Origin of the sequence: Streptomonospora alba (genome assembly GCF_000826685.1) — a bacterium.
GTDB classification, from domain to species: Bacteria; Actinomycetota; Actinomycetes; order Streptosporangiales; family Streptosporangiaceae; genus Streptomonospora; species Streptomonospora alba.
In genome coordinates this window covers 75,837-99,232 of record NZ_JROO01000003.1, presented here as the reverse complement: position 1 = coordinate 99,232, position 23,396 = coordinate 75,837, and the positions used below count along the sequence as shown (strand labels likewise).

Genomic DNA, 23,396 nt, shown 5'->3' with positions numbered 1-23,396 from the left:
TACCCGGCTGTCGGCGTGTGCCCGCCTACACGCCCTGTTTCAGCGCGTCCTGGGCGCCCGGGACGTCGTCGATGCTGCGGGACGTCGGGCCGGTGTACTCGGCGCTGGGGCGCACCAGGCGTCCGGTGCGCTTCTGCTCCAGGATGTGGGCGGCCCACCCGGCGGTGCGGGCGCAGGTGAACATCGACGTGAACATCTCGGTCGGGATGTCGGCGAAGTCCAGCACGACTGCGGCCCAGTACTCGACGTTGGTGGCCAGAACCCGGTCGGGCTTGCGCGCGTGCAGCTCCTCCAGCGCGGCGTTCTCCAGGGCCTCGGCGACCTCGTACCGGGGCGCGTCGAGTTCCTTGGCGGTTCGGCGCAGCACCCGGGCGCGGGGGTCCTCGGCGCGGTAGACGCGGTGGCCGAAGCCCATCAGGCGCTCGCCCTCGTCCAGAGCACGGGCGACATAGGTCCGCGCGTCGCCGATGCGCTCGGTCTCGTCGAGCATGTGCAGTACGCGCGCCGGCGCGCCGCCGTGCAGCGGCCCGGACATCGCGCCCACGGCACCCGACAGGGCGGCGGCGACGTCGGCGCCGGTGGAGGCGATGACGCGCGCGGTGAAAGTCGAGGCGTTCATGCCGTGCTCGGCGGCGGAGGTCCAGTAGGCGTCGACGGCCTTGATGTGGCGCGGGTCGGGTTCGCCGCGCAGCTGGATCATGAACCGCTCGACGACGGAGGAACCCTCCTCGATGCGGGCGCGGGGCACCTCGGGCAGGTCGCCGCGGGCCGACTGGGCGATGAGCGACAGCGTGGCCGAAGCGGCCCTGGCGACGTCGTCGCGGGCCTGGTCGTCGTCGATGTCCAGAAGCGGCTTGAAGTCCCACAGCGGTGCCAGCGACGCCAGCGAGCTCTGGACGTCGACGCGGATGTCGCCGCTGCGCACGACCTGGGCGACCGGCTCGGCGAACGGGAGCCCGGGGTAGAAGCTGTCGTCGACCAGCAGCCCCCAGACGCGTCCGAAGGCCGTCTTGCCCACCAGGTCCTCGATGTCGACACCGCGGTAGCGAAGGGCGCCGCCCTCCTTGTCGGGTTCGGCGATCTCGGTCTCGAACGCCACGACTCCTTCGAGCCCGGGTTTGAAGTCCGACATACCGGCTTCCTCCGTGTTGTCGCGACCCGCTCGTGCGCGTGCGTCCGGCGGGCCGTTCGGTCAGGTCTCGGTGGCACGCGAGGTGTCATTGGCCGGGCGGTTGTGCAGCTGGCGCCTACCCCACAAGACGTGTGAGGATGCTCCACTGTGAACGACTGCGATCCGGCGGAGTTGCGGCAGCCCTACGACGGTCCGCCGCTGCGGAGGGCCGATATGGCGCCCCACCCTATGGAGCAGTTTCACACGTGGTTCACACAGGCGCACACGTCCGGTCTGGCCGAACCCAACGCCATGGTCGTGGCCACGGTGGAGCCGAACGGAGCACCTCGGGCGCGGACCGTCCTCCTCAAAGGGTACGACCGTTCCGGCCTGCGCTTCTTCACCAATTACGGTTCCCGCAAAGGCCGGGCGCTATCCGAGGAGTCCCGGCTCGCGCTGGTGTTCCCCTGGCACGGGATCCGCCGCCAAGTGCAGGTCTCGGGCCGTGCCGAGCGGCTCACCGACGCCGAGAACGACGCCTACTTCCACTCCCGTCCCCGGGGTTCGCAGCTCGGCGCGTGGGCCAGCGAGCGCCAGTCGACCCGGGTGGCCGACCGCGCCGAGTTGGACGCGCTCTACGCCGAGTTCGCCGGTGTGTGGCCGGGCGGCGAGGAGATCCCGCGGCCCTCCTACTGGGGCGGCTACCGTGTTCTGGCCGAGGAGGTCGAGTTCTGGCAGGGCCGGGCCGACCGCATGCACGACCGGTTCCGCTACCTGCTGACCGCCGGTACGCCCGCCGAGGGCGTTTGGGAGCTGGACCGGTTGGCGCCGTAAGCTGACCCGACGAGCACAGGCCGGCGCGGGCCCCTCAGGGGTGTGCCCGCGGGCGCGGCGGCCGCTCGCCGACTCCGTGCCCGCGGCGTTCCGGCTGCGTGCGGGTGTGTGGTATTGGGCACATTGCGGCGAAGTGGGTTGTCTCTTGCCGGGGTATGATGGTGGGCAATCGGTGGCCGCTCCCGCGGCCAGGGCGCAGCGGTCGGTTTCCCGTCCGGGCAGGGGTCCGGGAGGGCAACCGGAATCCCGTGCGGCCGGTCTGTGTTGAGAGTCTGCCGTCGTCGACTCTCGACGGCCCATGAGGGGAGGGGAGCCTTGACCGCACACGGGCTTATCGACACTACGGAGATGTACCTCCGCACGATCTTCGAGCTGGAGGAGGAAGGCATCGTGCCCCTGCGGGCGCGCATCGCCGAGCGCCTCCAGCAGAGCGGTCCCACGGTCAGCCAGACCGTCGCCCGCATGGAGCGCGACGGCCTGCTGCGCGTCGAAAACGATCGCCACCTCGCGATGACCGACGAGGGCAATCGGCTCGCCACCCTCGTGATGCGCAAGCACCGCCTGGCCGAGCGCCTGCTCGTCGACGTCATCGGCCTGCCGTGGGAGGACGTCCACGTCGAGGCCTGCCGCTGGGAGCACGTCATCTCCGAGGCGGTCGAGGAGCGCCTGGTGCGGCTGCTCAACGCCCCCTCGGTGTGCCCGCACGGCAACCCCATCCCCGCCCTGGAGGAGCTGGGACTGGCCGACTACGCGGCCGAGCCCTTCTCCGGCGAGTCCATCGTGCCGATGCTCGACGTCGCCAACGGGGCCGAGACCCGGGTGAAGGTACGGCGCATCAGCGAGCAGTTGCAGAGCGATACCGAGATCATGCTCGATCTCAAGCGTGCCGGGGTACAACCGGAGCAGGAAGTTACCCTCGTCGAGACCGACAACGGCGTACAGGTGATTGGTGGTAGCGGCAAGGATGGCGAGCCCAGCGAACTGTCCCGGCAGATCGCCAGCCATATTTTCGTCACCAAGCCCTGAACACGCCCCCCACTCTGCGCGCACGCGTGGGCGCAGGGGCCGAAATGTCACGTTGCACTGCAGATACCGTGGCAGTGGGGCTATGCTCGGCCCATGGCGCGCGGTCACCGGCGCGATCGGATCGACCGCGCCGGGGCAGAGCGGACCGTACGGCGCGGCATCGTGACCGCGGCCGGCGAGGTCAAGGTGGCGGCTGAATGAACCGACGGGGGGAAGCCTTCTACGACGACGACGCCCTCACCGGGGACGCGGTCTTCGAGCAGGCGCAGATCGCCGTCCTCGTGTCCGACCGCGCCAGTCGTCTGCGTTACATCAACCCCTTCGCGCGCGAGCTGTTCGGGCTGCCCGAGGACGTCGAACCGGGCGGTGTCACACTGGCGGACCTGGGCATCCAGGAGTCCGATCTCGAGCGCGCCAACCAGCTTTCGCGGCGCGCGCTGCAAGGCGACACCTGGGACGGCACCTTCGCCATCAGGCGCCCCGAAGCCGGCTGGCTGCACGTTCGCGTCAACGCCGTGCCGATGAAGGACGACTCCGGCGCGGTCGAGGGGTTCATGGTCTTCGCCGGCGAGGCGCTGCGCAGCGGCCGCGTCGAGGACCTCTACGGCATCCTGGAGCGGGTCGGCAGCCGCCTGGCGGGCTCGTTGGAGTTCGACTCCACGATGAAGGCCGTCGCCGAGATCCTCGTTCCGCAGTTCGCCGACCACTGCTTCATCGACCTCTTCGACCACGACCGGCTCGTCCGCCGCATCTCCGTGCACGCCGAGGGCTGGACCCCGCCGCCGGGCACCTGGTTCGACGTCGGCGACGAGGTCACCTACCCCGACCGCCACTTCGTCTACACCGCGATGCGGCGCATGGAGACCGTGCTCGTCGGCGATTACGCCGGCGCCGCAGGCCACGACGACAGGCGCTCGGCCCGCGTTGCCGAGCAGGTGGGGGTGACTTCGGCGATCGCAGCGCCCCTGCGCGCCCGCGGTGAACTCCTGGGCGTGCTCACGCTCGCTCTGTCCCGGATCTCCCCGCGGCAGAAGACCCGCTACGGCGCCTTCGACCGCGACCTCGTCGGCGCCCTCTCCTCGCGCGTAGCCCTGGCCATCGACAACGCGCGCCTGTTCGAGGAGGAGCGCAGTACCGCGCTGGCCTTCCAGCACAGCCTCCTGCCCCGCTCGTTCCCTCCGTTCGACGGGTTGTCCATCGCCCACCGCTACGTTCCGGCCAAGCCGTTGGAGGCGCACGGCCACGGCATCCAGACCCAGGTCGGCGGTGACTTCTACGACGTCATCCCGCTTTCGGCCGGGCGCGTGGGCATCGTCATCGGCGACGTCGAAGGGCGCGGTCCCCACGCCGCGGCCGTCATGGGCCAGCTCCGCGCCGCGCTGCGCGCGTTCGCCCAGGCCGACCGCGAGCCCGCCGACATCCTGCGCGAACTGGACGAATGGGTGCGCCGCCTCGGTCGTCCCGACGACTCCGGCGGCACCTGGGTACCGAGCGTCAGCTGCCTGTACATGGTCTACGACGCGTGGTCGCGGCGGCTCTCCTACGCCAACGCCGGCCACCAGGCACCGCTGCTGATCTGCGACGACGGCGTCGACGAGCTGTCGCTGGAGGTCTCCGACACCCTGCTGGGCGTCAAGCTGCGCGGAGCCCCCTACGACGACGCCGTCTACCACCAGGCCGACCTCGAACTGCCCGCCGGCGCCACGCTGCTGCTCTACACCGACGGCCTGGTCGACCGGCGCCCCATCGGCGGCACCGTCGACGTGCGGCGCTCGCTGGAGCAGCTGCGTCGGCGCGTGCGCGAGGTCGCCGACAAGGACGTGGAGCAGATCGCCCAGACGGCGGTCAACGCGGTCCCCGGCGAGATCGACGACGACACCGCGCTGCTGGTGGTGCGTACCCACTCCGGCGAGCTCGCCATGGAGGAGGGCTGGTTCATCGCCGAGGCGCCCACCGTGGGCGACGCCCGCCACCTGGCCTCCAGCACGTTCAAGAACTGGGGCATGGACCGCGACCAGGCCGAGCTGGCCTGCCTGCTGGTCTCGGAGATCGTGACCAACGTGGTCATCCACGCCACGCCCCACCCAGCGCGCCGTGAGTTCACCACCGACGGGGTGCGCGACTCCGGCACGGGCCTGGATCTGGGCGGCGACTTCGGCGAGGGCGAGGACTTCGACGAGGACTGGGCGGACCTGCTGGAGGAGACCGAGGACGACTCCGAGTCCGCCCAGCCCAGCGAGTTCCTGCTGCGGCTGCGGCGCGGTGCGGCCTCGGTGTGGGTCGAGGTCTTCGACCGCGACCTGCGGCTGCCGCGCATCCGCAGCGCCGGCGCCGACGACGAGGGCGGCCGCGGACTCTACCTCGTCGACCAGCTCGCCGCGCGCTGGGGCTCGCGCCCCACACCCGACGGCAAGGCGGTCTGGTTCGAGATCCCGCTGAAGTCGGAGTAGGCGGACCGCGGTCCGCCTACTCCGACTTCAGCGGTTGGACCACGCCCACAGCAGCAGTACGACGAAGATGAAGCAGACCACGATGCCGCCGGTGGTCCACGGGACGTGCATGCGGGGCCGGAGCCTCCGCACGCCCAGTACCAGCAGGATGATCAGGAGTCCGAGGACGATCAGGCCGTCCCACGCGCCGCTCATCGTGACCCTTTCGCCGTAACCCGTCGAGGGGGTGGCTACAGACCCAGCGAGCGACCCACGATCTCCTTCATGATCTCGGTCGTGCCGCCGAAGATCGACTGGATCCTGGCGTCCTGCCACGCCTTCGCCACGGGGTATTCCATCATGTATCCATACCCGCCGTGCAGCTGCAGGCACCGGTCGATGAGCCGATTGGCGAACTCGGTGGTCCACCACTTGGCCTTGGCGGCGTCCTCGACGGTCAACTCGCCGCGGTTGAGCAGTGTGATCGCGCGGTCGACGTAGGTGCGGGCGAGATCGGCCTCGGTGGCCAGCTCGGCCAGCGTGAAGCGCGTGTTCTGGAACTTGCTGATCGGGCGGCCGAAGGCGGCGCGGTTCTTGCAGTACTCGATGGTCTCGGCCAGCACCTTCTCGGCACCGGCGGTTGCGGCCACGGCGATCGACAACCGCTCCTGGGGCAGGTTCTCCATCAGGTGGACGAACCCCTGGTTCTCCTCGCCGATGAGGTTGTCCACCGGAACACGCACGTCGGTGAACGACAGCTCGGCGGTGTCCTGTGCCTTCAGCCCGATCTTGTCCAGGTTGCGGCCGCGCTCGAAACCGGGCGTGCCCCGCTCGACCGCCAGCAGGGAGAGTCCGTGGGCCCCGGCGTCGGGGTCGGTGCGCACAACGACGATCACCAGGTCGGAGTTGATGCCGTTGGTGATGAACGTCTTCTGCCCGTTGACGACGTACTCGTCGCCGTCGCGGACGGCGGTGGTGCTGACGGCCTGCAGGTCGCTGCCCGCGCCCGGCTCGGTCATGGCGATGGCGGTGATCAGCTCGCCCGAGGCGAAGCCGGGCAGCCACCTGCGCTTCTGCTCCTCGGTGGTCAGCCGCACCAGGTAGGGCGCGATGACGTCGTTCTGCAGCGTGAATCCCAGACCGCTGGCGCCGGCGCGGCAGATCTCCTCGGAGACCACGGCGTTGAACCGGAAATCGTCGCTGCCCGAGCCGCCGTAGGCCTCGGGCACGCCCAGTCCGAGCAGGCCGACCTCGCCTGCCTTGGTCCACACCTCGCGCGGAACGATGCCGTCCTTCTCCCACTGCCCGTGGTAGGGGACCACCTCGCGCTTGAGGAACTCGGCCGCCGACTCGCGGAAGAGATCGTGGTCGGTCTCGAAGAGCTCCCTGTGCATGGCCGGCTCCTTGTCTCGTTGCGGGCTCCGCCGTCCGCGCGCCCGCGCCCCGCGCGCATCACCACCGTAACCGAACACGATTCGGTCGGGCGCGGGCGGATGGAAGCTCCGGCGAAGTCCGCCCCGGCTCCGAGCGGCGCCTCCGCTGTCCACCGCGTCCAGCTGGGTCCGTGTGCTCGCCGACCCCCGTTGATCTTGTACTTACGGTCACTGTGAGCGATCACATGTGCCCGTAGGTACAAGATCAACGCTGATGCGGGCGATAGAGCGGGGCGAACCGGGCGAATCACCCCGCCGTAGCCGGTATCGCGGTAGAAGCTGAGGCCGCCGTCGCGCCGCCGCTTCGCCCCGTGTCGTGCGGCCGTCCGGCGGCCCCCGTCCCCTTGCCTGCATCCGGAAACCGAATATGGTTCGGTTAAGGATCCACGCGTAGCGGAAACAGCAGGCTCCCAGGAGGGCACAGTGGCTGAGGCATACATCGTCGGGGCCGTCCGGACCCCGGTAGGAACGAAGAAGGGCGCCCTCGCAGGCGTGCACCCGGCGGACTTGGGGGCACACGTCCTCCGGGAGCTGGTCGACCGCACCGGGGCCGACCCGGAGGCGGTCGAGGACGTCGTCATGGGTTGCGTGAGCCAGGTCGGCCCCCAGGCCCTCGACCTCGCCCGAACCGCGTGGCTGTCGGCGGGACTGCCCGAGACCACCGCGGGCGTCACCATCGACCGCCAGTGCGGCTCCTCCCAGCAGGCCGTGCACTTCGCCGCCCAGGGCGTCATGTCGGGCACGCAGGACCTCGTGGTGGCCTCGGGTGTGGAGAACATGGGCATGGTCCCCATGGGCGCCAACGCCAAGTACGCCTTCGACGCCGATCTGGCCATCTTCGGCGAGGGCTGGCACAAGCGCTACGGCGACCAGGAGATCTCCCAGTTCCGCGGCGCGCAGCTGATGGCCGAGAAGTGGGGCTACAGCCGCGAGGACCTGGAGCGCTACTCGCTGGAGAGCCACCGCCGCGCCGCCGCCGCGCGCGACGCCGGGTACTTCGACAAGGAGATCGCCCCGCTGGCCGGCGTCGCACGGGACGAGGGCGTGCGGCCCGAGACCACTCTGGAGAAGATGGCCTCGCTGGACCCGCTGCGCGAGGGCTGGGCGCTCACGGCCGCCGTAGCCAGCCAGGTCTCGGTGGGCGCGGGCGCACTCATGATCGCCTCCGAGCGCGCCGTCGACAAGCACGGGCTCACCCCGCTCGCGCGGGTCGTCCAGCTGTCCCTGGTCGGTGACGACCCGGTGTACATGCTCACCGCCCCCATCCCGGCCACCCGCGCGGCCCTGGCCAAGTCCGGGCTGGGCATCGACGACATCGACGTCACCGAGATCAACGAGGCCTTCGCCCCCGTCCCGCTGGCCTGGCTGGACGAATTGGGCGCCGACCCCGCCAAGACCAACCCCAACGGCGGTGCCATCGCCCTGGGCCACCCGTTGGGCGCCACCGGCGCCGTGCTGATGACCAAGCTCGTGCACGAACTCGAGCGCTCGGGCGGCAGGTACGGCCTCCAGACCATGTGCGAGGGCGGCGGCCAGGCCAACACCACCATCATCGAGCGGGTGTAGCGCCCCGCCCCGCATGAGGCGCGCCGCCCGCGCGCCACGCGCACACCCGAAGGCGGTGCGCCGGTCCCGCCGGCGCACCGCCGTTCGCGTCGCGGCACCGCGGCACCGCGGCACCGCGGCACCGCGACGGCGCGACGGCGCCTCCGCCCCGGCAGCCGCCGAACGGCTGCCACACCTGCCCACCCGCGGCAGCTCGGGCAGTAGAGTGATGCTCGTTCTGCAGCGAGAGGAGTCCGGATGACCGCCGAGGCCAGCGGGCCCGTCTTCCGCGACGCCGACGAAGGCGACGTGGCCGTGCTGGTCGAGCTGGTGAACTCCGCCTACCGCGGCGACGTCTCGCGGCGGGGCTGGACCACCGAGGCCGACCTGCTCGGCGGCCAGCGCGTCGACGCCGGGAAGATCGCCGACCTCCTCGCCCGGCCCAAGACCCGCGTGCTTCTCGCGGAGCAGGGCGGCCGGCCGGTGGCCTGCTGCGAACTCACGGACGGCGGAGACGGCTCCGCCTACTTCGGCATGTTCGCTGTGCGGCCCGAGGCCCAGGGCGGCGGACTGGGACGCCGCGTGCTCGCCGAGGCGGAACGCGCCGCGGCCGAGGAGCTGGGCAGCACGGCCATGCGCATGAGGGTGCTCCGCCAGCGTGCGGACCTGATCGCCTGGTACGGGCGGCGCGGCTACCGGCGCACCGGCGGCACCGTGCCCTTTCCCTACGGCGACAAGCGGTTCGGCCTGCCCAAGCGCGACGACCTGGTCTTCGAGGAGCTGGCCAAGCCGCTCGGCACGTGAGGCGCGGCCCGCTTCCGGCGGGCACCGCCGTCACTCCTCGTAGCGCACGCCCTCGTTCAGCTCCAGCCACGCGGCCATGCGCTCCAGTTGAGCGTGCAGCTCCTCGGCGGTCTCGGGCGGAGCGGACTCCTCCAGCGTGGTGCACCGCACGAGCAGCCGCCCGGCCCTGCGGTCGGCCTTGAGATCGACACGCGCCACCAGGTCCTCGCCCAGCAGGAACGGCAGCACGTAGTAGCCGTGCACCCGCTTGGCCGGGGGGACGTAGATCTCCAGCCTGTAGCGGAAGCCGAACAGAGCCTCGGCCCGCGAGCGTTCCCACACCAGCGAGTCGAACGGGCTGAGCAGCGCACGGGCGTCGACCTTGCGCGGCACGCGTGCGTCGCGGTGCAGGTAGGCGGGCCGCTGCCAGCCGGCGACGCCGACAGGCACGACCTCGCCGGCCTCGACCAGCTCGCCCAGAGCCGTGCGGGCCTCGGCGGCGCCGAGCCGGAAGTAGTCGCGCAGGCACAGCTCGGTGCCCACGCCGTGGGCGCGCGCCGCGATCGCCATGAGTTCGCGCCGGGCGTCGGCGGGGTCGGGATCGGGGGCGTTGTGGACCTCGTGCGGGAGTACGCGCTCGGTCAGGTCGTAGCGCCGTTCGAACTGGGCGGTGCGGCCGTCGGTGGTGACCTCGCCGGACCAGAACAGGAACTCCAGCGCCCGCTTGACGAGCGACCAGTTCCATCCCCAGTGCTCGCGCGGCCGATCGGAACCGTGCTCCAGCGCGGTCTCGATCCGCCGCGCGGTAGCCGGGCCGATGCGCTCGACCTCCTCGCGCACCGCCTTGAGGAGGCCGGGATGCTCGTCGGCGGTGCGGCGCATGGCGCCCCACGCCTCGTCGTGGGCGCGGTCCATGCGCCAGCGCAGCAGCCGGTGGGTGGACGGCGGGATCAGGCTGGCCTCGTGCGCCCAGTACTCCACCAGCCGACCGCCGCGCCGGGTGGCGGCGCGGTCCAGCAGCGCGGGGTCGTAGCGGCCCAGCCGCGCGAACACCGGCAGGTACTGGCTGCGGGCGAGCACGTTCACGCTGTCGATCTGGATGGCTCCGACCCGGTTGATCACCCGCTGGAGGTGGCGGGCGGTAGGCGGACCAGAGGGCGCGGGGTCGGCGAAGCCCTGGGCCGCGAGTGCCACACGGCGGGCCTGAGCCGCGGAGAGCGTGGAGTCGCGACGGGGGTGCGGCAGAGCGGATTCGTTCATCGGTTCTGAGGCTAGCGGGGGGTGGAGACGATCGGCGGAGAGCAGGGGGGCCGGGGCGTACCCCGGGCCGCTCAGGCCCGGCGAGGATCCGGCCTCGTGCGGCCGCCGCCGGCGCCGAGGGCGCCGAGGGCGCCGCGACGACAGCCGCACGGCCTGGGCCGGTGCCCCGGTCCCTCAGCCCATCTTGCGGTGGACGTCCTCCTTGGTCGAGCGGCCCGAATCGACCTGGGCGATGAGCGGGCCGGGCGACGAGGGGTCGACGACGCCCTCCTCCAGCCACGTGTAGTGGTCGTCCATGACGCGGCGGCTGAGCTTGCCGTCGATGTCGTCGGTGTTGTCCCACAGCGCGGTGAACAGCGCGTCGATTCGCAGCCGCGACTGGCGGCAGAAGGCGTCGGCGAGTTCGTAGGCGCTCTGGCCGCGCTCCGGGGCCTGCTCGCGGTCGCTGTGGGCGCGCACCACTACGGCGCTCATCGCGAACAGCTCCGCGCCGATGTCGACCACACGCGACAGGAAGCCCTGCTTGGTCTCCATCTTGCCCTGCCAGCGCGACATCGCGTAGAAGGTCGAGCGCGCCAGCTTGCGGGACGCGCGCTCGGCGTAGCGCAGGTGCCCGGCCAGCGGCCCGAACTCGCCGAAGGAGCCGGGGCGCTGGCCCTCGCCGACCACCAGGGTGGGCAGCCAGGTGGCGTAGAAACCGCTCGCCTTGGCGAACGCCCGGGCCTTGGCCTGGGTATCGGCCTCGGGATCGATGATGTCGCCTGCCACCGACAGGTGGGCGTCGACCGCCTCACGGGCGATGAGCAGGTGCATGATCTCCGTGCTTCCTTCGAAGATCCGGTTGATGCGCAGGTCGCGCAGCGTCTGCTCGGCGGGGATCCCGCGTTCGCCGCGGGCTGCCAGGGACGCGGCGGTCTCGTAACCTCGGCCGCCGCGCAACTGCACGAGTTCGTCGGCCACCTGCGAGGCCATCTCCGAGCACCACAGTTTGGCGATGGCGGCCTCGATGCGGATGTCGTTGCGCTCGTCGTCGGCGAACTGGCTGGCCAGATCCAGCATGGCGGTCATGGCGTAGGTGGTGGCCGAGATGAAGGAGACCTTCTTGGCGACCTCCTCGTGCTTGCCGACCGGTCGTCCCCACTGGACCCGCTCGCGCGACCACTCGCGGGCGATCTTCGTGCACCACTTGCCCGCGCCCACGCACATCGCCGGCAGCGAAAGCCGACCGGTGTTCAGCGTGGACAGTGCGATCTTGAGCCCCTTGCCCTCCTCGCCGATCCGGTTCTCGGCGGGCACGCGCACCCGGTGGAACCGGGTCACGCCGTTCTCCAGGCCGCGCAAGCCCATGAACGTGTTGCGGTTCTCGACGGTGATGCCCTCGGAGTCGCCCTCCACGACGAAGGCCGAGATGCCCCCGCGGTGCCCGTCGCTCTCGGGCACGCGTGCCATGACCACCAGCAAGTCGGCGACCACGCCGTTGGTCGTCCACAGCTTCACGCCGTCCAGCAGGTAGGCCGAGCCGTCCTCGGTCGGTGTGGCGGTGGCGTGCAGCCGCGCCGGGTCGCTGCCGACGTCGGGCTCGGTGAGCAGGAACGCGCTGATGTCGGTCGTCGCGCAGCGGGGCAGGAAGGCGCGCTTCTGCTCCTCGGTGCCGAACATCCGCACCGGCTGCGGTACGCCGATGGACTGGTGCGCCGACAGCAGGGCCCCGATGGCGGGGCAGGCCGAGCCGACGAGGGTGAGCGCCCGGTTGTAGTAGAGCTGGCTGAGCCCGAGCCCGCCGTAGGCCCGGGGGATCTTCATGCCCAGCGCCCCCAGCTCCTTGAGGCCGCGCATGACCTCGTCGGGGATGCGGTCCTCGCGTTCGATGCGCTGCGCGTCGATCGTGGAGCAGAAGTCGCGCAGCCGGGCGAGGAACTCCTCGCCCTCCTGCACGGATTCGGCTGCGGGGCGGGGGTAGGGGTGGACCAGGTCCAGCCGCAGCCGGCCGAGGTAGAGCTCCTTGCCGAAGCTGGGCTTGCGCCATTCGGTCTCACGGGCGGCCTCGGCCACCGCTCGGGCCTGCCGCTCGTCTACGTGCTCGGCAGCGGTCTCGCGGTTCACCGCGGTCATATCTTCGGATCACCTCACCAGCACAGCGGGGTGCCACGGTGCTTGTGGCCTGTTTCACGCTCCTACCCGCCGGTAGGGGGTGCGAAGCATGGCGAACGGCCCGGCGCGGCGCCCCTGGGCTCGGCGTGTCCGGCGGGGTCGCGGCGCCTTCAGTCCCCGGCGTGCAGCGGGATCCGCACCGTCACCGTGGTGCCTTCCCCCGGAACCGAGTCCAGGTCGACGCCGCCGCCGTGCGCGTCGGCGATGGCGTGCACGATGGACAGGCCCAGACCGCTCCCGCTGCCCGGGGTGCGGTTGCTGCGGTAGAAGCGGTCGAAGGCGCGCCCCAGGTCCTCCGCCACCATGCCCGGCCCCTGGTCGGCCACCTCCAGCACGGCGGTGTCGCCTTCGGAGCGCAGCCGGACCGTCGTCGGCGTGTCCTCGTAGGTGTGCTCGCGGACGTTGGCCAGCAGGTTGGCCAGGATCTGGCGCAACCGTGCCTCGTCGGCGTCGCACCACAGCTCCTCGGGCGCCTCCAGCGTGATCTCGCGATCGGGCTCCAGCGCACGCGCGTCGCGCACCACCTCGCCGGCGAGCACGGTCAGGTCGGTCTCGCTACGCTTCAGCGCCCCGGTGCGGTCCAGCCGCGCCAACTCCAGCAGTTCGGCGACCAGCCGGCTCATGCGCTGCGACTCGTTCTCGATGCGCTCCATGGCCCCCGGCATCTCGTCCTCGGGGATGGCGCCCTGCCGGTACAGCTCGGCGTAGCCGCGGATGGTGGTCAGCGGGGTGCGCAGCTCGTGCGAGGCGTCGGCCGCGAAGGAGCGCACCCGCTCCTCCGACGCGCGTTGGGCGGCGAAGGAGTCCTCGATGCGCTGGAGCATGGTGTTGATGGCCGCCGCCAGCCGTCCGGCCTCGCTGTGCGCGCCCGACCCCGGCATCCGCACCGACATGTCCGAACCCACGCTGATGCGGTTGGCGGTGGTGGCCATGTCGTCGAGCGGCTGCAGGCCCCGCCCGATCAGCCAGCGCCCCGCAAGCGTCAGCCCTGCCAGCAGCAGGCCCGCGGTGATCGTCTGGGTCACCACCAGCCGCCAGGGGTACTGCTCGCGGTCGCCCGTGGGCACGCCCGCCACCATGATCGTGTCGGGGCGCAGCCGCACCGTCGCGCGGTAGGGCGCGACGTCGGGGTCGACACCGTCCAGTTCGAAGATCTCGCCCGACGCGCCGTAGTCGCGCCATGTGCCGCGCGGGATGGTGCGGATGCGGTCCAGCACCACGTCCTCGCGGTAGCTGTCGCCGTAGACCTGGCTGATCGCGCCGGTGTCGTCGTCGAGCAGCACCACGAAGTAGGGCGAAGGGCTGGGCGCGTCCACGCCCGCGGGAGGGGTGTCGTTGTCCAGCCGCACCATCGCCCGCTCGGCCGTGAGCTGGAGCTGGGCGTCGATGCGCTCGGTGATGAAGCTGCGCAGGGTCAGGAACCCCACGACACACGTCACCAGCAGCCCGACACCGGTGACCGCCAGCAGCCCTACCAGCAGGCGGCGGCGCAGTCCTCCGCGGTGGGTCATCTAAGCACTGTCCCGCGTGCGCAGTGCGTAACCCACGCCGCGCTGGGTGTGGATGAGCGCGGGCCCGAGCGGGTCGAGCTTGCGCCGCAGGTAGCTGACATAGGTCTCCACGATCTGGGACTGCCCCGCGTAGTCCCAGCCCCACACGTTCTCCAGCAGCTGCGCCCGGGTCAGCACCTGCCCGGCGTTGCTCATCAGGTAGGCGAGCAGGCGGAACTCGGTGGGCGAGAGCTCGATGGGCACGCCGGCGCGCCGCACGGTCCAGGTGCGCTCGTTGAGTTCGAGGTCGTCCACCCGAAGCACGCCCTCGTCGTCGCGGTCGGTGTCGCCGCCGCTGTCGTCGCGGCGCGCGCGCCGCAGCAGCGCGTGCACGCGTGCCACGAGCGCCTCGACGGAGAACGGCTTGGTGACGTAGTCGTCGCCTCCCAGGGACAGTCCGGTGACGGTGTCGGAGGGCGTGTCGCGCGCCGTGAGGTATATGACCGGGACCTCGTCGCCGGAGTCGCGCAGTTGCCGGCAGACCTCGAATCCGCTGATGTCGGGCAGCAGCACGTCGAGCACCACGAGGTCGGGACGCTGCTCGCGCGCCTTGGCCAGGCATTCGCCACCGGTCTCGGCGGTGTCCACGCTGAAACCGTGGAAGCGCAGCGCCGCCTGTACCAGGTCGCGGATGTTGGGCTCGTCGTCGATTACCAGGACGTGCGAGCGGGTCGCGGTCTCGCGCATGCATTCCACCTCTGAGCGGTTCCGGAGCGGCCTCCGGCCTGGTCTTCCATGATGCCGCAGGCCGGGGACAGCAGGACACGCCGCGAGCCCCGCACGCGCGGGGCGGGCGGGGCTCGACCGAGGCGGTCGGCGCCGGGGGCAGGGGCGCCTGCGGGGAGCGCCGGGCCCGCCGCCCCCGCTGTGGCCTCACGTCCGCGCGTTTCGGGGGCGCGCGGAGGCGAAGCCGGGCCGGCCACGGTGTGCGGCCCGGTGCAAGGATGCCGCAGCGGGCTGTGCCAGCGCCGAGCACAGGCTGGGAATGTCCTGATAACCGTGGCCGTCTGCGGGCGCGGGTACACGGAGGCCCTGTACCGGGTCCAGCGTCGTCGCAGGTCCACGGGGCGGTCGGAGATTCCCGCGATTCCCGCTCCATCGGCGCGAACCCGAAGGCGGCGCCGGGCGTCCCACTGGACGGCGACGATCGGCTCCGCCGCCCGTGGGGCGTCGCGTGCGATCACAGCCCGACGAATAGGGAAGAGGCCTCGGTGCGGAGGACGGCCGCACCGAGGCCACTTCCGTGGATTCGTCCTACCCTCGGTCGACCCGCCCTCACTTCGCCTGGTCGCTGCTACGGGGAACAGTCTCCGGTGCTCCCGTGCGCTGCGGGCGCTTACTCGCGCGGGTGCGCGCGCACGAACGAGCCCAATCCGGGTTCCGTATAGGTCAACCCGCGCTCACGCAGGGCTGACAAAGCCTTCTGTGCGGTAGCGCTCGCGACCCCGAACTCTTCCATGAGCTGAAGCACGCTCGGCACGCGCGTACCGCTCGGGTAGCGCCGGTCGCGGACGCGCTCTTCCAGTTCATCCGCTATCTGGACCCATCTCGGGATGCCTTCACGCCATTCCACGCGGGCAAGCTAGGCACGGCTAGGATGCGCAGCAATGCTGGCATGCTAGGCGTGCTATATGTATGCTGTGCTTTTGCCAACCAAATACTGTGCCCCCGCGAGAGCGGTAACTCTCCGGGGGCCGGACAACCGAAAGGACCGGTTGCCGATGCATACTCTAGTAGCCCTGGCCGCGGCACTGTGGGGCGTACTATTCTCCCCGCCGGCCGGGCGCCACCACGTGGCGGCGCCCCTTGGGAACGTCCCCGGCGTCCCCGCGGCGCACAGCGTCGTCGAGACGAAGGGCCGGCCGCGTACACGAAGGGTCAAGGCGCGTCGCGTCCGCCGCTATGCCCGCGCGATCCCCGTACTCGACTTCGACGCGTTGCCCGCAGGCGGGCCGGATGTTCCCGACCCCGTCAGGCCCTACGTCCGACTCTGGGAGCAGAAGCGCGAAGCGCAGCGCGTAGAAGCCGACCGGTGCGGTATCGCCGATCTGGCCGCGGCGGGGGGTGCGCGGTGAGCGTCGAACTGAGCACGGTCCATGACTGCGGTTGCGAAGCCGTGTGGACGCTGGAGGCGACCGACCGCGGCGCGCTGGTCCGCGTGCTCCTCGCATGCGCCGTGCACGCCGAAACCCTCGCAGGCACATACCTGCGCGCCTACACGGTCGACGCGATCCCCGCGCCGCCCGGCCGCCCCTGCGGTCGTTCCGTGCGCTGGACCAGCGGAATCCCCTCGGGTCATAGCGGGGTGAGCCCGATGACCGTGTTCCCGCACTGCTACAAGCGCCACGGCGGCATCTGGACGTGCGGCTACGAGGGAGACGACCAGTAGTACACACCCTCCGACCACAGGGCCGCCCGCAGACGTCCGCGGGCGGCTGACGGCTGCGGCCGTTCGATCGCGGAACCCGCGTGCTCCCCGTGTTCCGCCAGTGCAGCGCAACTGTCACTCCCGCGCGCTAGCCTGGCGGTGTGCGAATCGCGACGTGGAATGTCAACAGTGTCCGGGCGCGCGGCGAGCGGATCGCGGCGTGGCTGCAGCGCGGCGACGTCGACGTCGCCGCCGTGCAGGAGACCAAGTGCCGCGACGACCAGTTCCCCGCGGAGCTCTTCACCGACCTCGGCTATGAGGTCGCCCACCACGGGCTCTCGCAGTGGAACGGCGTCGCCGTCCTTTCCCGTGTGGGGATCGAGGACGTGCAGATCGGCTTCCCGGGGCAGCCGGGCTGGGGCGAGACCGAGTCCGCCGAGGCCCGTGCGCTGGGCGCCACCTGCGGCGGGGTGCGGGTGTGGAGCCTGTACGTGCCCAACGGGCGCGAGGTCGACGATCCCCACTACGACTACAAGCTGCGCTGGATGGAGGCGCTGCGCGCCTACGGCGCCGAGTGCCTGGCCGAAAACCCGCAGGCCCAGCTCGCGCTGTGCGGCGACTTCAACGTGGCCCCCCAGGACGACGACGTGTGGGACATGGCCGAGTTCGAGGGCAAGACGCACGTGACCAAGCCCGAGCGCGACGCCTTCACCAGCCTCGTCGACTCCGGGTTCGCCGAGGTCGTGCGCCCCTACACCCCCGGCCCCGGGGTCTACACCTACTGGGACTACAAGCAGCTCTCCTTCCCCAAGCGCAAGGGGATGCGGATCGACTTCGTGCTGGCCTCGCCCGCACTCGCCTCGCGCGTGTCGGGCGCGGTCATCGACCGCGAGGAACGCAAGGGCAAGGGCGCCTCCGACCACGCCCCGGTCATGGTCGACCTCGACGGCGGCGCCGAGGACGAGTCCGCGGCCGCCGACGCCACCGGGCTCGCCGGCGGCTGAGCCGCCCCGGCCGACCGCGACAGCCCCGCGCTCGTTGGGCGGGCGCGGGCGGGGGATAACGGCCGAGCGGCGACGGCCCGATATGGTCGGGCTGTGAGCTCGACCACCACTCCCTCGGTACGACCGCGCATCGCGGTCTTCGGCAGCGTGAACATGGACCTCGTCGCCTACGTGGACTCCGCTCCAGGTAGGGGTGAGACGGTCACCGGGACCCGGTTCAGCCAGGTTCCCGGCGGCAAGGGCGCCAACCAGGCCGTCGCGGCGGCCCGCGCCGGTGCCGACACCGCGTTCCTGGGCGCCGTCGGCGAGGACGCGTTCGGCACCCAGTTGCGCACCAACCTCGTCGAATGCGGCATCGAGGTTTCCGGGCTGCGCACCCTGGGCGGCGCCTCGGGGACCGCCCACATCGTCGTGGAGGCCGACGGGGCCAACTCCATCATCGTCGTCCCCGGCGCCAACGGCGAGGTCACCGGTCTGCGGGAGGGCGATCAGGCGCTGATCGAGGGCAGCGCGGTCCTGCTGCTGCAGCTCGAACTGCCCATGGACGGCGTCGCCGCCGCCGCACGCGCCGGACGTGCCGCGGGTGTACCGACGGTGCTGACTCCGGCGCCGGCGCGCGATCTGCCAGGGGAGCTACTGGAGCACGTCGACCTGCTGGTGCCCAACCAGCATGAGGCGGCGAGGCTCACCGGAGAGAGCGATCCGCGCACCGCGCTTGCCGCGCTGTTGCGCACCGTGCCCGAGGTCATCGTCACTCTCGGCGCGGACGGCTCCCTGTACGGCGCACGCGGCGGCGAGCCCGTCCACGTGCCGGCCCGCAAAACACGCCCCGTCGACACCACCGCCGCCGGCGACACATTCTGCGGCGCGTTCGCAGTCGCCCGGGCCGAGGGGCGTCCGCCCGAGGAGTGCCTGCGCTTCGCGGCGGCGGCCGCCGCCATCTCCGTCCAGCGCCACGGTGCGGCGCCCTCCATGCCCGAGCGCGCCGAGGTCGAGGAGCTCCTGGCCCGGGACTGACCTACGAGCGCGGATGCGGGCTGCCCGCCGCGCGAAGCGGGATCCCGTGGCGCCGTTCCTGCGGGCGCGTATCACGGTGTGGGTGAGGTCCTGCCGGCGGCTGCCGGGGGACGCCTTCTCGTCGCCCTGCCCCCGTGGGCCGCGCCGTCCCTGTCCGCTGAGCCGGGCCCGCGGTCGCCGCCGGCGGGGGAACCGGCGTGCGAGGGGAGTCCGTACGGCCCGGTGTCCGGCGTCAGGCGACGTGGCCGATGGAGCGCAGGAAGTGGATGGGGTCGGTGTCCTGGACGCGGAGTTCCAGGACGATGTCGATCGTGTCGCCGACCAGGCGCCCGCCCCAGGGCACGGGGCCGCCGTCGCCCATGCCGAAGTCGGACAGCCGGATCTGGGTGTTGCCGGCGAAGAAGTGGCCGTAGGTGTCCTCCGGGTTCGCGTAGTCGGGAGCCTCGCCCGCCCACTGGCATTCCAAGGTGACCGGCAGCGTGGTGCCGTGGATCGTCAGATCGCCGTGCAGGTAGAAGGTGCGCTTCTGCAGTGAGCGCTCCTCGATCCGGGTGCTGGTGAACCGGATCTCGGGGTAAGTCTCCACGTCCAGGAAGTCCGGCGACCGCAGGTGGTCGTCGCGGGCTTGCACACCGGTGTTGACCGAGGCCGCGCGGATGCTGACGTCGACCTTGGACTGCAGGGGGTCCTCGGCCACCATGACGGCGCCCTTGGCGTCGCTGAACGTTCCCTGCACCCGGCCGAAGCGCAGATACCGGGCGACGAAGATGAGGCACGAATGGATGGGATCCAGGTGCCAATGGCCCGGCGCGGGACCGAAGTCGTAGCCCTCAGGCGGGAGTGGGTTCATGTCTGCTTTCCCCTCGTTTGGTCTCTCTCAGGCTAATATCCCGTTTCGATGCCGGTCGGCACCGCTCCTGGGGGTGCGCCGCAGGTGGCGCGTGCGCGATCCGCGGTGCAGACACGGCTCCCCTCCGCCCGTCCGGGACGGTCAAGGGGTATCGGCACGTGGTGAAAGGCCGCTTTCGGTCGTCTTTCACCTCGGCCGTTGTCGTATTACTCACACGCCGCTGCGATGCGGGCGGTGGCGCTCCACGCATCCGGCCGGGGCGCGGAGCGGCCTGATCCGGCCCTATGGTCCGCATTGCTCGGGGATGTCCGCGCTGTACCCTTGTGGGGCGTGGGCGCCGTGGGACCCCCTGCACACGAGGGAACCGGCGCCGGTGCGCCCATCCCCGACAAGTCAGCGACCCGTATGAGCAGCGACACTCACGGCTCCGAGGCCGTCCTCACCCGGACCGCTCGGCGCAGGCGGGAGCGGCGCCGCACGCGCCTCCTCTTCGCGGCGAGCACGCTCACGGCCGGTCTGGCCTTCGGCGGCGTGCTCGCCATGGGCCTGGCGCTGAGCGGCGAGGGCAGCGAGGTGGGCGTGGACGACCCTCCGCCGCCGGGCGGTATGAGCGCCGGCCCGACGGATTCGCCCGTGGTGGAGGGCGAGCGGCAGACCACGGCGGAGGCGGCCGCTCCTACAGCGGCTCCCGCGTCCTCGCAGCAGCCCCAGGACGAACCGGACGACGGCGGTTCATCGGGCGGAGGCGCCGGCGGCGGCGCCCCATCCGGTGGCGGCGAGGGCCGGCAGCAGGGCGCTGACGACGACGGCGACGAGGACGACGGGAGCGCGGGCCCCTCCGGCAGAGGAGACTGGCCCGACGACGACCGGTATGACCGGTATGACCGGTACGACCGGGACGGGCGCGGGCGGCCGCCGTGGCAGGAGGGCGGCGCCGACCACGACGACCGGGACGAAGGCGACGGGGACGCCTGGAACACCCCCGAGTCCCCCGACGGCACCGACGTGGACGAGTACGCCGACTACCCCTTCTAGCCACCGGTCGACCGCCCGAGCCGGACGAGCCCGCCGGTGCCGGTCGGCGGCGCTTCGTGGCGGTGGCCGGATCCGGCACGGCAGTCCGCCTTGGTGTGAAATGACTGCGTTGTACCCTTATGTGGCCCGTGGCCGCGTGACCCAGCACTCGATGTAACCGGCGCGGGCGCTCCCACCCTCGAGAGGTCAGCGATCCCTATGAGCAGCGACACGTCCGACGCCGGCCCCGTTCTCACGCGGACCGCTCGGCGCAGGCGGGAGCGTCGCAAGCGCCGCGTGCTCGCGGTCGGCGCCCTGGCCGCCGCTCTGGCCTGCAGCGGCGTGCTCATCACGGGGATGGCGCTCAGCGGCGACGACACCCGGGTCGGCGTGGGCGACCCGCCTCCTCCCGCACCCGCGACGAGTTCCGGCCCCGCCGACGCTCCTGTCGCCGACGGCGAGCAGGAGTCCTCGGCGGAGGCGCAGGCCCCTTCGGCGCCTCCGGAGAACGAGGAATCCGAGGAGCCCCAGGAGGAAGCCGGGGAATCGCAGCAGGACGACGGGGGAGACGGCGACGACGGCGGGGACGGTGCTCTGGGGAGCGAAGGGCCCGACGGGCGCGGAGGCCCTGACGGCGCGGGGCCCGGCGGCGACAGGGGCGACGGAAACGGCCCGGACTCCGCGGGCGGCTCCGGGCCGGATTCGGGCGGAGGATGCGAGGCCGGCTACTCGGTCCCCAACGAGTGGTCCTCCGGCTTCCAGGCCAGGGTCACGGTGAGGGCCGACGCGTCGATCAGCGGCTGGACGGTGACCATCGCGTTCCCCGACGGCCAGACCATCGAGGAAGCGTGGAACGCCGACGTCTCCGGCGGGGGAGGCACCTACACCGCCACCGACGCCGGCCGCAACGGCTCCCTGTCCGCGGGCCAGAGCGCGGGCTTCGGATTCGTCGGCAAGCACGACGGCGACAACGGCCGGCCCTCGGTCAGCTGCTCCGCGAGCTGAGGCGGCGCCCGCCGGTTCGCGAAGCGGCTCGATCGGCCCAAGCGCGGCCCGGAGCCGGGTGCGCCCCTCCGGGTCCCCGGGGCGGTCGTCGCAGCGGCCGCGGCCATGCCGGCATCGCGATGCGCGTGCGCCGACCGCGGCGCGTGGCCGGAGTGGCGGGGACCGGTCCCGGCAAGCGGAGGGGCGCCCGCGCAATGCGCGAGCGCCCCGTCCCCACGGCCTCCGGCTGCCCTTACATCTGCTCCGGCGCCCGTACACCCAGCAGGTTCAGCCCGGTCTCCAGGGTGCGCAGCGTGGTCGCGATCAGTGCGAAGCGGGAGTCGCGCACCGCCGGGTCCTCGGCCTGCAGCACCGGGCAGTGCTCGAAGAACCCGGTGAACGCCTGCGCGAGCTCGAAAAGGTAGGCGCACAGCCGGTGCGGCTCCAGCGTCGCCCCGACGGTGGCCACAGCCGGACCGAAGCCCAGCAGCGCCAGCGCCAGTTCGCGTTCGGCGGGCTCGGTGACCGCCACCGGGCCCGCGGCGGCGGTCGGGTCCACGCCGCCCTTGCGGAAGATCGAGCGGATGCGCGCCGTCGCGTACTGCAGGTAGGGCCCGGTGTTGCCGTTGAGCGCAAGCATCCGGTCGAAGTCGAAGACGTACTCGGAGTCGTGCGAAACCGAGAGGTCGGCGTACTTCACGGCGCCGATGCCGACCTCGCGGGCGATGCCGGCACGCGTGTCCTCGTCCAGGTCCGGGCGGTTGTCGGCGACCACCTTGGCCGCGCGCTCGATCGCCTCGTCCAGCAGCTCGACGAGCCGGATCGGCTTGCCGCTGCGGGTGCGCAGGATCTTGCCGTCCGCGCCCAGCACGTTGCCGATCTGCACGTGGACGGGCTCGACGTCCTCGGGCAGCCAGCCCGCCTTGCGCGCGGTCTCCCACACCATGCGCAGGTGCAGGGACTGCGGGGCGCCGATGACGTAGAGCAGGCGCCGGGCGCCCAGATGCTCGACCCGGTACTTGACCGTGGCGAGGTCGGTGGTGCCGTAGCCGTAGCCGCCGTCGCTCTTGCGCACGATCAGCGGCACCGGCTTGCCTTCGCGCCCGGTGAAGCCTTCGAGGAAGACGCACAGCGCGCCGTCGCTGATCTCGGCGATCCCCTCGCGCTCCAGCTCGTCGCAGATGCCGGGCAGCATGTCGTTGTACTTGCTCTCGCCGGCGAGGTCGGCGTCGGTGAGCGTGACGTCGAGCTTGTCGTAGATGCGGTTGAAGTAGACCGTGGAGAGCTCGACCAGCTCCCGCCAGAGCCGCAGGGTCTCGGCGTCGCCCGCCTGGAGGTCGACGACGCGCTTGCGCGCCCGCGCCGCGAACTCCGCGGAGCCGTCGAACTGCTCGCGCGCGGCCTGGTAGAAGGCGTTGGGGTCGGTTTTGACGAGCTCGGCCTCGGCCGAGCCCTCGCCGACGTCGAGCAGGTGCTCGATCAGCATGCCGAAGGGGGTGCCCCAGTCGCCGATGTGGTTCTGGCGGACCACGTCGTGGCCCAGGGCCTCCAGCACGCGCACCAGGGCGTCGCCCACGACGGTGGTGCGCAGGTGGCCGACGTGCATCTCCTTGGCCACGTTGGGCGCCGAGTAGTCGATCGCGACGGTCTCGGACTCCTGCTGCGGCACGCCCGCTCGCGGGTCGTTCAGCAGCTCCTGGGCCTGCGCGGCGATCCAGTCCTCGCGCAGTGTCAGGTTGACGAAGCCGGGGCCGCTGATCTCGACCTGGCGGCACATGTCATCGACGTCCAGCTGCGCGACGATGTCGGCGGCGACGTCGCGCGGTGCCCGGCCGAGGCGCTTGGCCAGTGCCAGGGCGGCGTTGGCCTGGTAGTCGGCGAACTGGGACGGACGGATGACGGGGTCGGTCTCGGCGAATTCGGCGCCGAGCGCGGCGCCGAGTGCGGACTGGACCCGTGTTGCGAGGATCTCCTGCGGGGCGGCCATGGTGTAAGCCTACCGAGCTGCTAAACCGCCCGTGTTCGGTTCTCCACGGG

Annotated in this window: 21 protein-coding genes; 11 read left to right on the top strand and 10 right to left on the bottom strand. The window is 71.7% G+C overall.

Going from position 1 to position 23,396, the window contains the following annotated elements:
* Positions 1-25 precede the first annotated feature (25 nt).
* Positions 26-1,132 carry a citrate synthase 2 gene (locus LP52_RS01175; RefSeq protein ID WP_040269942.1) on the bottom strand — a complete coding sequence of 369 codons (1,107 nt, stop codon included), beginning with the start codon at positions 1,130-1,132 and terminating at the stop codon, positions 26-28.
* Between the two features lie 147 nt (positions 1,133-1,279).
* Here LP52_RS01175 and pdxH point away from each other — a divergent pair, with 147 nt between their 5' ends.
* The 3 genes from pdxH to LP52_RS01160 all read left to right on the top strand — a co-directional run bounded on the left by pdxH (position 1,280) and on the right by LP52_RS01160 (position 5,421).
* On the top strand, positions 1,280-1,945 hold the full coding sequence (pdxH, locus tag LP52_RS01170; RefSeq protein ID WP_040269940.1) for a pyridoxamine 5'-phosphate oxidase: 666 nt from the start codon (positions 1,280-1,282) through the stop codon (positions 1,943-1,945).
* A gap of 315 nt (positions 1,946-2,260) precedes the next feature.
* Positions 2,261-2,971, top strand: coding sequence for a metal-dependent transcriptional regulator (locus tag LP52_RS01165; protein ID WP_040269939.1), 711 nt, complete (start codon positions 2,261-2,263; stop codon positions 2,969-2,971).
* Positions 2,972-3,168: 197 nt separating this feature from the next.
* On the top strand, positions 3,169-5,421 hold the full coding sequence (locus LP52_RS01160) for an ATP-binding SpoIIE family protein phosphatase (protein ID WP_040269937.1): 2,253 nt from the start codon (positions 3,169-3,171) through the stop codon (positions 5,419-5,421).
* Between the two features lie 27 nt (positions 5,422-5,448).
* On the opposite strand, the gene LP52_RS27580 is transcribed toward LP52_RS01160, so the two are convergent.
* Positions 5,449-5,616, bottom strand: a complete 168-nt coding sequence (locus LP52_RS27580; protein WP_040269936.1) for a hypothetical protein — start codon at positions 5,614-5,616, stop codon at positions 5,449-5,451.
* 35 nt (positions 5,617-5,651) lie between these two features.
* Entirely contained in the window at positions 5,652-6,794 is a 1,143-nt protein-coding gene (locus LP52_RS01150) for an acyl-CoA dehydrogenase family protein (RefSeq protein WP_040269934.1), read from the bottom strand.
* 462 nt (positions 6,795-7,256) lie between these two features.
* Here LP52_RS01150 and LP52_RS01145 point away from each other — a divergent pair, with 462 nt between their 5' ends.
* The gene (locus tag LP52_RS01145) at positions 7,257-8,399 is read left to right on the top strand and encodes an acetyl-CoA C-acetyltransferase (RefSeq protein ID WP_040269932.1); all 1,143 of its coding nucleotides are present in this window, start codon (positions 7,257-7,259) and stop codon (positions 8,397-8,399) included.
* Between the two features lie 237 nt (positions 8,400-8,636).
* Positions 8,637-9,182 (top strand): GNAT family N-acetyltransferase, encoded by a 546-nt coding sequence (locus LP52_RS01140; protein ID WP_040269930.1) that lies wholly within the window; start codon positions 8,637-8,639, stop codon positions 9,180-9,182.
* Between the two features lie 30 nt (positions 9,183-9,212).
* On the opposite strand, the gene LP52_RS01135 is transcribed toward LP52_RS01140, so the two are convergent.
* From LP52_RS01135 to LP52_RS01115, 5 genes are all read right to left on the bottom strand, one after another.
* Positions 9,213-10,421, bottom strand: coding sequence for a winged helix-turn-helix domain-containing protein (locus LP52_RS01135; protein WP_040269928.1), 1,209 nt, complete (start codon positions 10,419-10,421; stop codon positions 9,213-9,215).
* A gap of 174 nt (positions 10,422-10,595) precedes the next feature.
* The gene (locus tag LP52_RS01130) at positions 10,596-12,533 is read right to left on the bottom strand and encodes an acyl-CoA dehydrogenase family protein (RefSeq protein ID WP_040269926.1); all 1,938 of its coding nucleotides are present in this window, start codon (positions 12,531-12,533) and stop codon (positions 10,596-10,598) included.
* A gap of 149 nt (positions 12,534-12,682) precedes the next feature.
* Positions 12,683-14,083, bottom strand: coding sequence for a sensor histidine kinase (locus LP52_RS01125; protein ID WP_040269925.1), 1,401 nt, complete (start codon positions 14,081-14,083; stop codon positions 12,683-12,685).
* The gene (locus LP52_RS01120; RefSeq protein ID WP_040270043.1) at positions 14,084-14,809 is read right to left on the bottom strand and encodes a response regulator transcription factor; all 726 of its coding nucleotides are present in this window, start codon (positions 14,807-14,809) and stop codon (positions 14,084-14,086) included.
* Positions 14,810-15,458: 649 nt separating this feature from the next.
* Positions 15,459-15,695: a GntR family transcriptional regulator gene (locus tag LP52_RS01115; RefSeq protein ID WP_169775326.1), complete on the bottom strand. Its 237-nt coding sequence runs from the start codon at positions 15,693-15,695 to the stop codon at positions 15,459-15,461.
* A gap of 148 nt (positions 15,696-15,843) precedes the next feature.
* On the opposite strand from LP52_RS01115, the gene LP52_RS26945 reads away from it, so the two are divergent.
* The 4 genes from LP52_RS26945 (at position 15,844) to rbsK (ending at position 18,511) form a co-directional block, all read left to right on the top strand.
* The gene (locus LP52_RS26945) at positions 15,844-16,197 is read left to right on the top strand and encodes a hypothetical protein (RefSeq protein ID WP_157036147.1); all 354 of its coding nucleotides are present in this window, start codon (positions 15,844-15,846) and stop codon (positions 16,195-16,197) included.
* Entirely contained in the window at positions 16,194-16,511 is a 318-nt protein-coding gene (locus LP52_RS01110) for a hypothetical protein (protein WP_040269924.1), read from the top strand. Before LP52_RS26945 ends, LP52_RS01110 begins: the two co-directional genes overlap by 4 nt.
* Before the next feature lie 140 nt (positions 16,512-16,651).
* On the top strand, positions 16,652-17,494 hold the full coding sequence (locus tag LP52_RS01105) for an exodeoxyribonuclease III (protein WP_040269923.1): 843 nt from the start codon (positions 16,652-16,654) through the stop codon (positions 17,492-17,494).
* Between the two features lie 93 nt (positions 17,495-17,587).
* Positions 17,588-18,511, top strand: coding sequence for a ribokinase (gene rbsK, locus LP52_RS01100; RefSeq protein WP_040269922.1), 924 nt, complete (start codon positions 17,588-17,590; stop codon positions 18,509-18,511).
* A 232-nt stretch (positions 18,512-18,743) separates the two neighbouring features.
* Here rbsK and LP52_RS01095 read toward each other — a convergent pair whose 3' ends face one another.
* Complete coding sequence (locus tag LP52_RS01095; protein WP_040269921.1) at positions 18,744-19,361, bottom strand: YceI family protein; 618 nt, start codon at positions 19,359-19,361, stop codon at positions 18,744-18,746.
* Between the two features lie 405 nt (positions 19,362-19,766).
* Between LP52_RS01095 and LP52_RS01090 the strand changes: the two genes are divergently transcribed.
* The gene (locus tag LP52_RS01090; protein WP_040269920.1) at positions 19,767-20,396 is read left to right on the top strand and encodes a hypothetical protein; all 630 of its coding nucleotides are present in this window, start codon (positions 19,767-19,769) and stop codon (positions 20,394-20,396) included.
* A 198-nt stretch (positions 20,397-20,594) separates the two neighbouring features.
* On the top strand, positions 20,595-21,380 hold the full coding sequence (locus LP52_RS01085; protein ID WP_040269919.1) for a cellulose binding domain-containing protein: 786 nt from the start codon (positions 20,595-20,597) through the stop codon (positions 21,378-21,380).
* Positions 21,381-21,612: 232 nt separating this feature from the next.
* On the opposite strand, the gene argS is transcribed toward LP52_RS01085, so the two are convergent.
* Positions 21,613-23,346 carry an arginine--tRNA ligase gene (gene argS / locus LP52_RS01080; RefSeq protein WP_040269918.1) on the bottom strand — a complete coding sequence of 578 codons (1,734 nt, stop codon included), beginning with the start codon at positions 23,344-23,346 and terminating at the stop codon, positions 21,613-21,615.
* Positions 23,347-23,396: the final 50 nt, after the last annotated feature.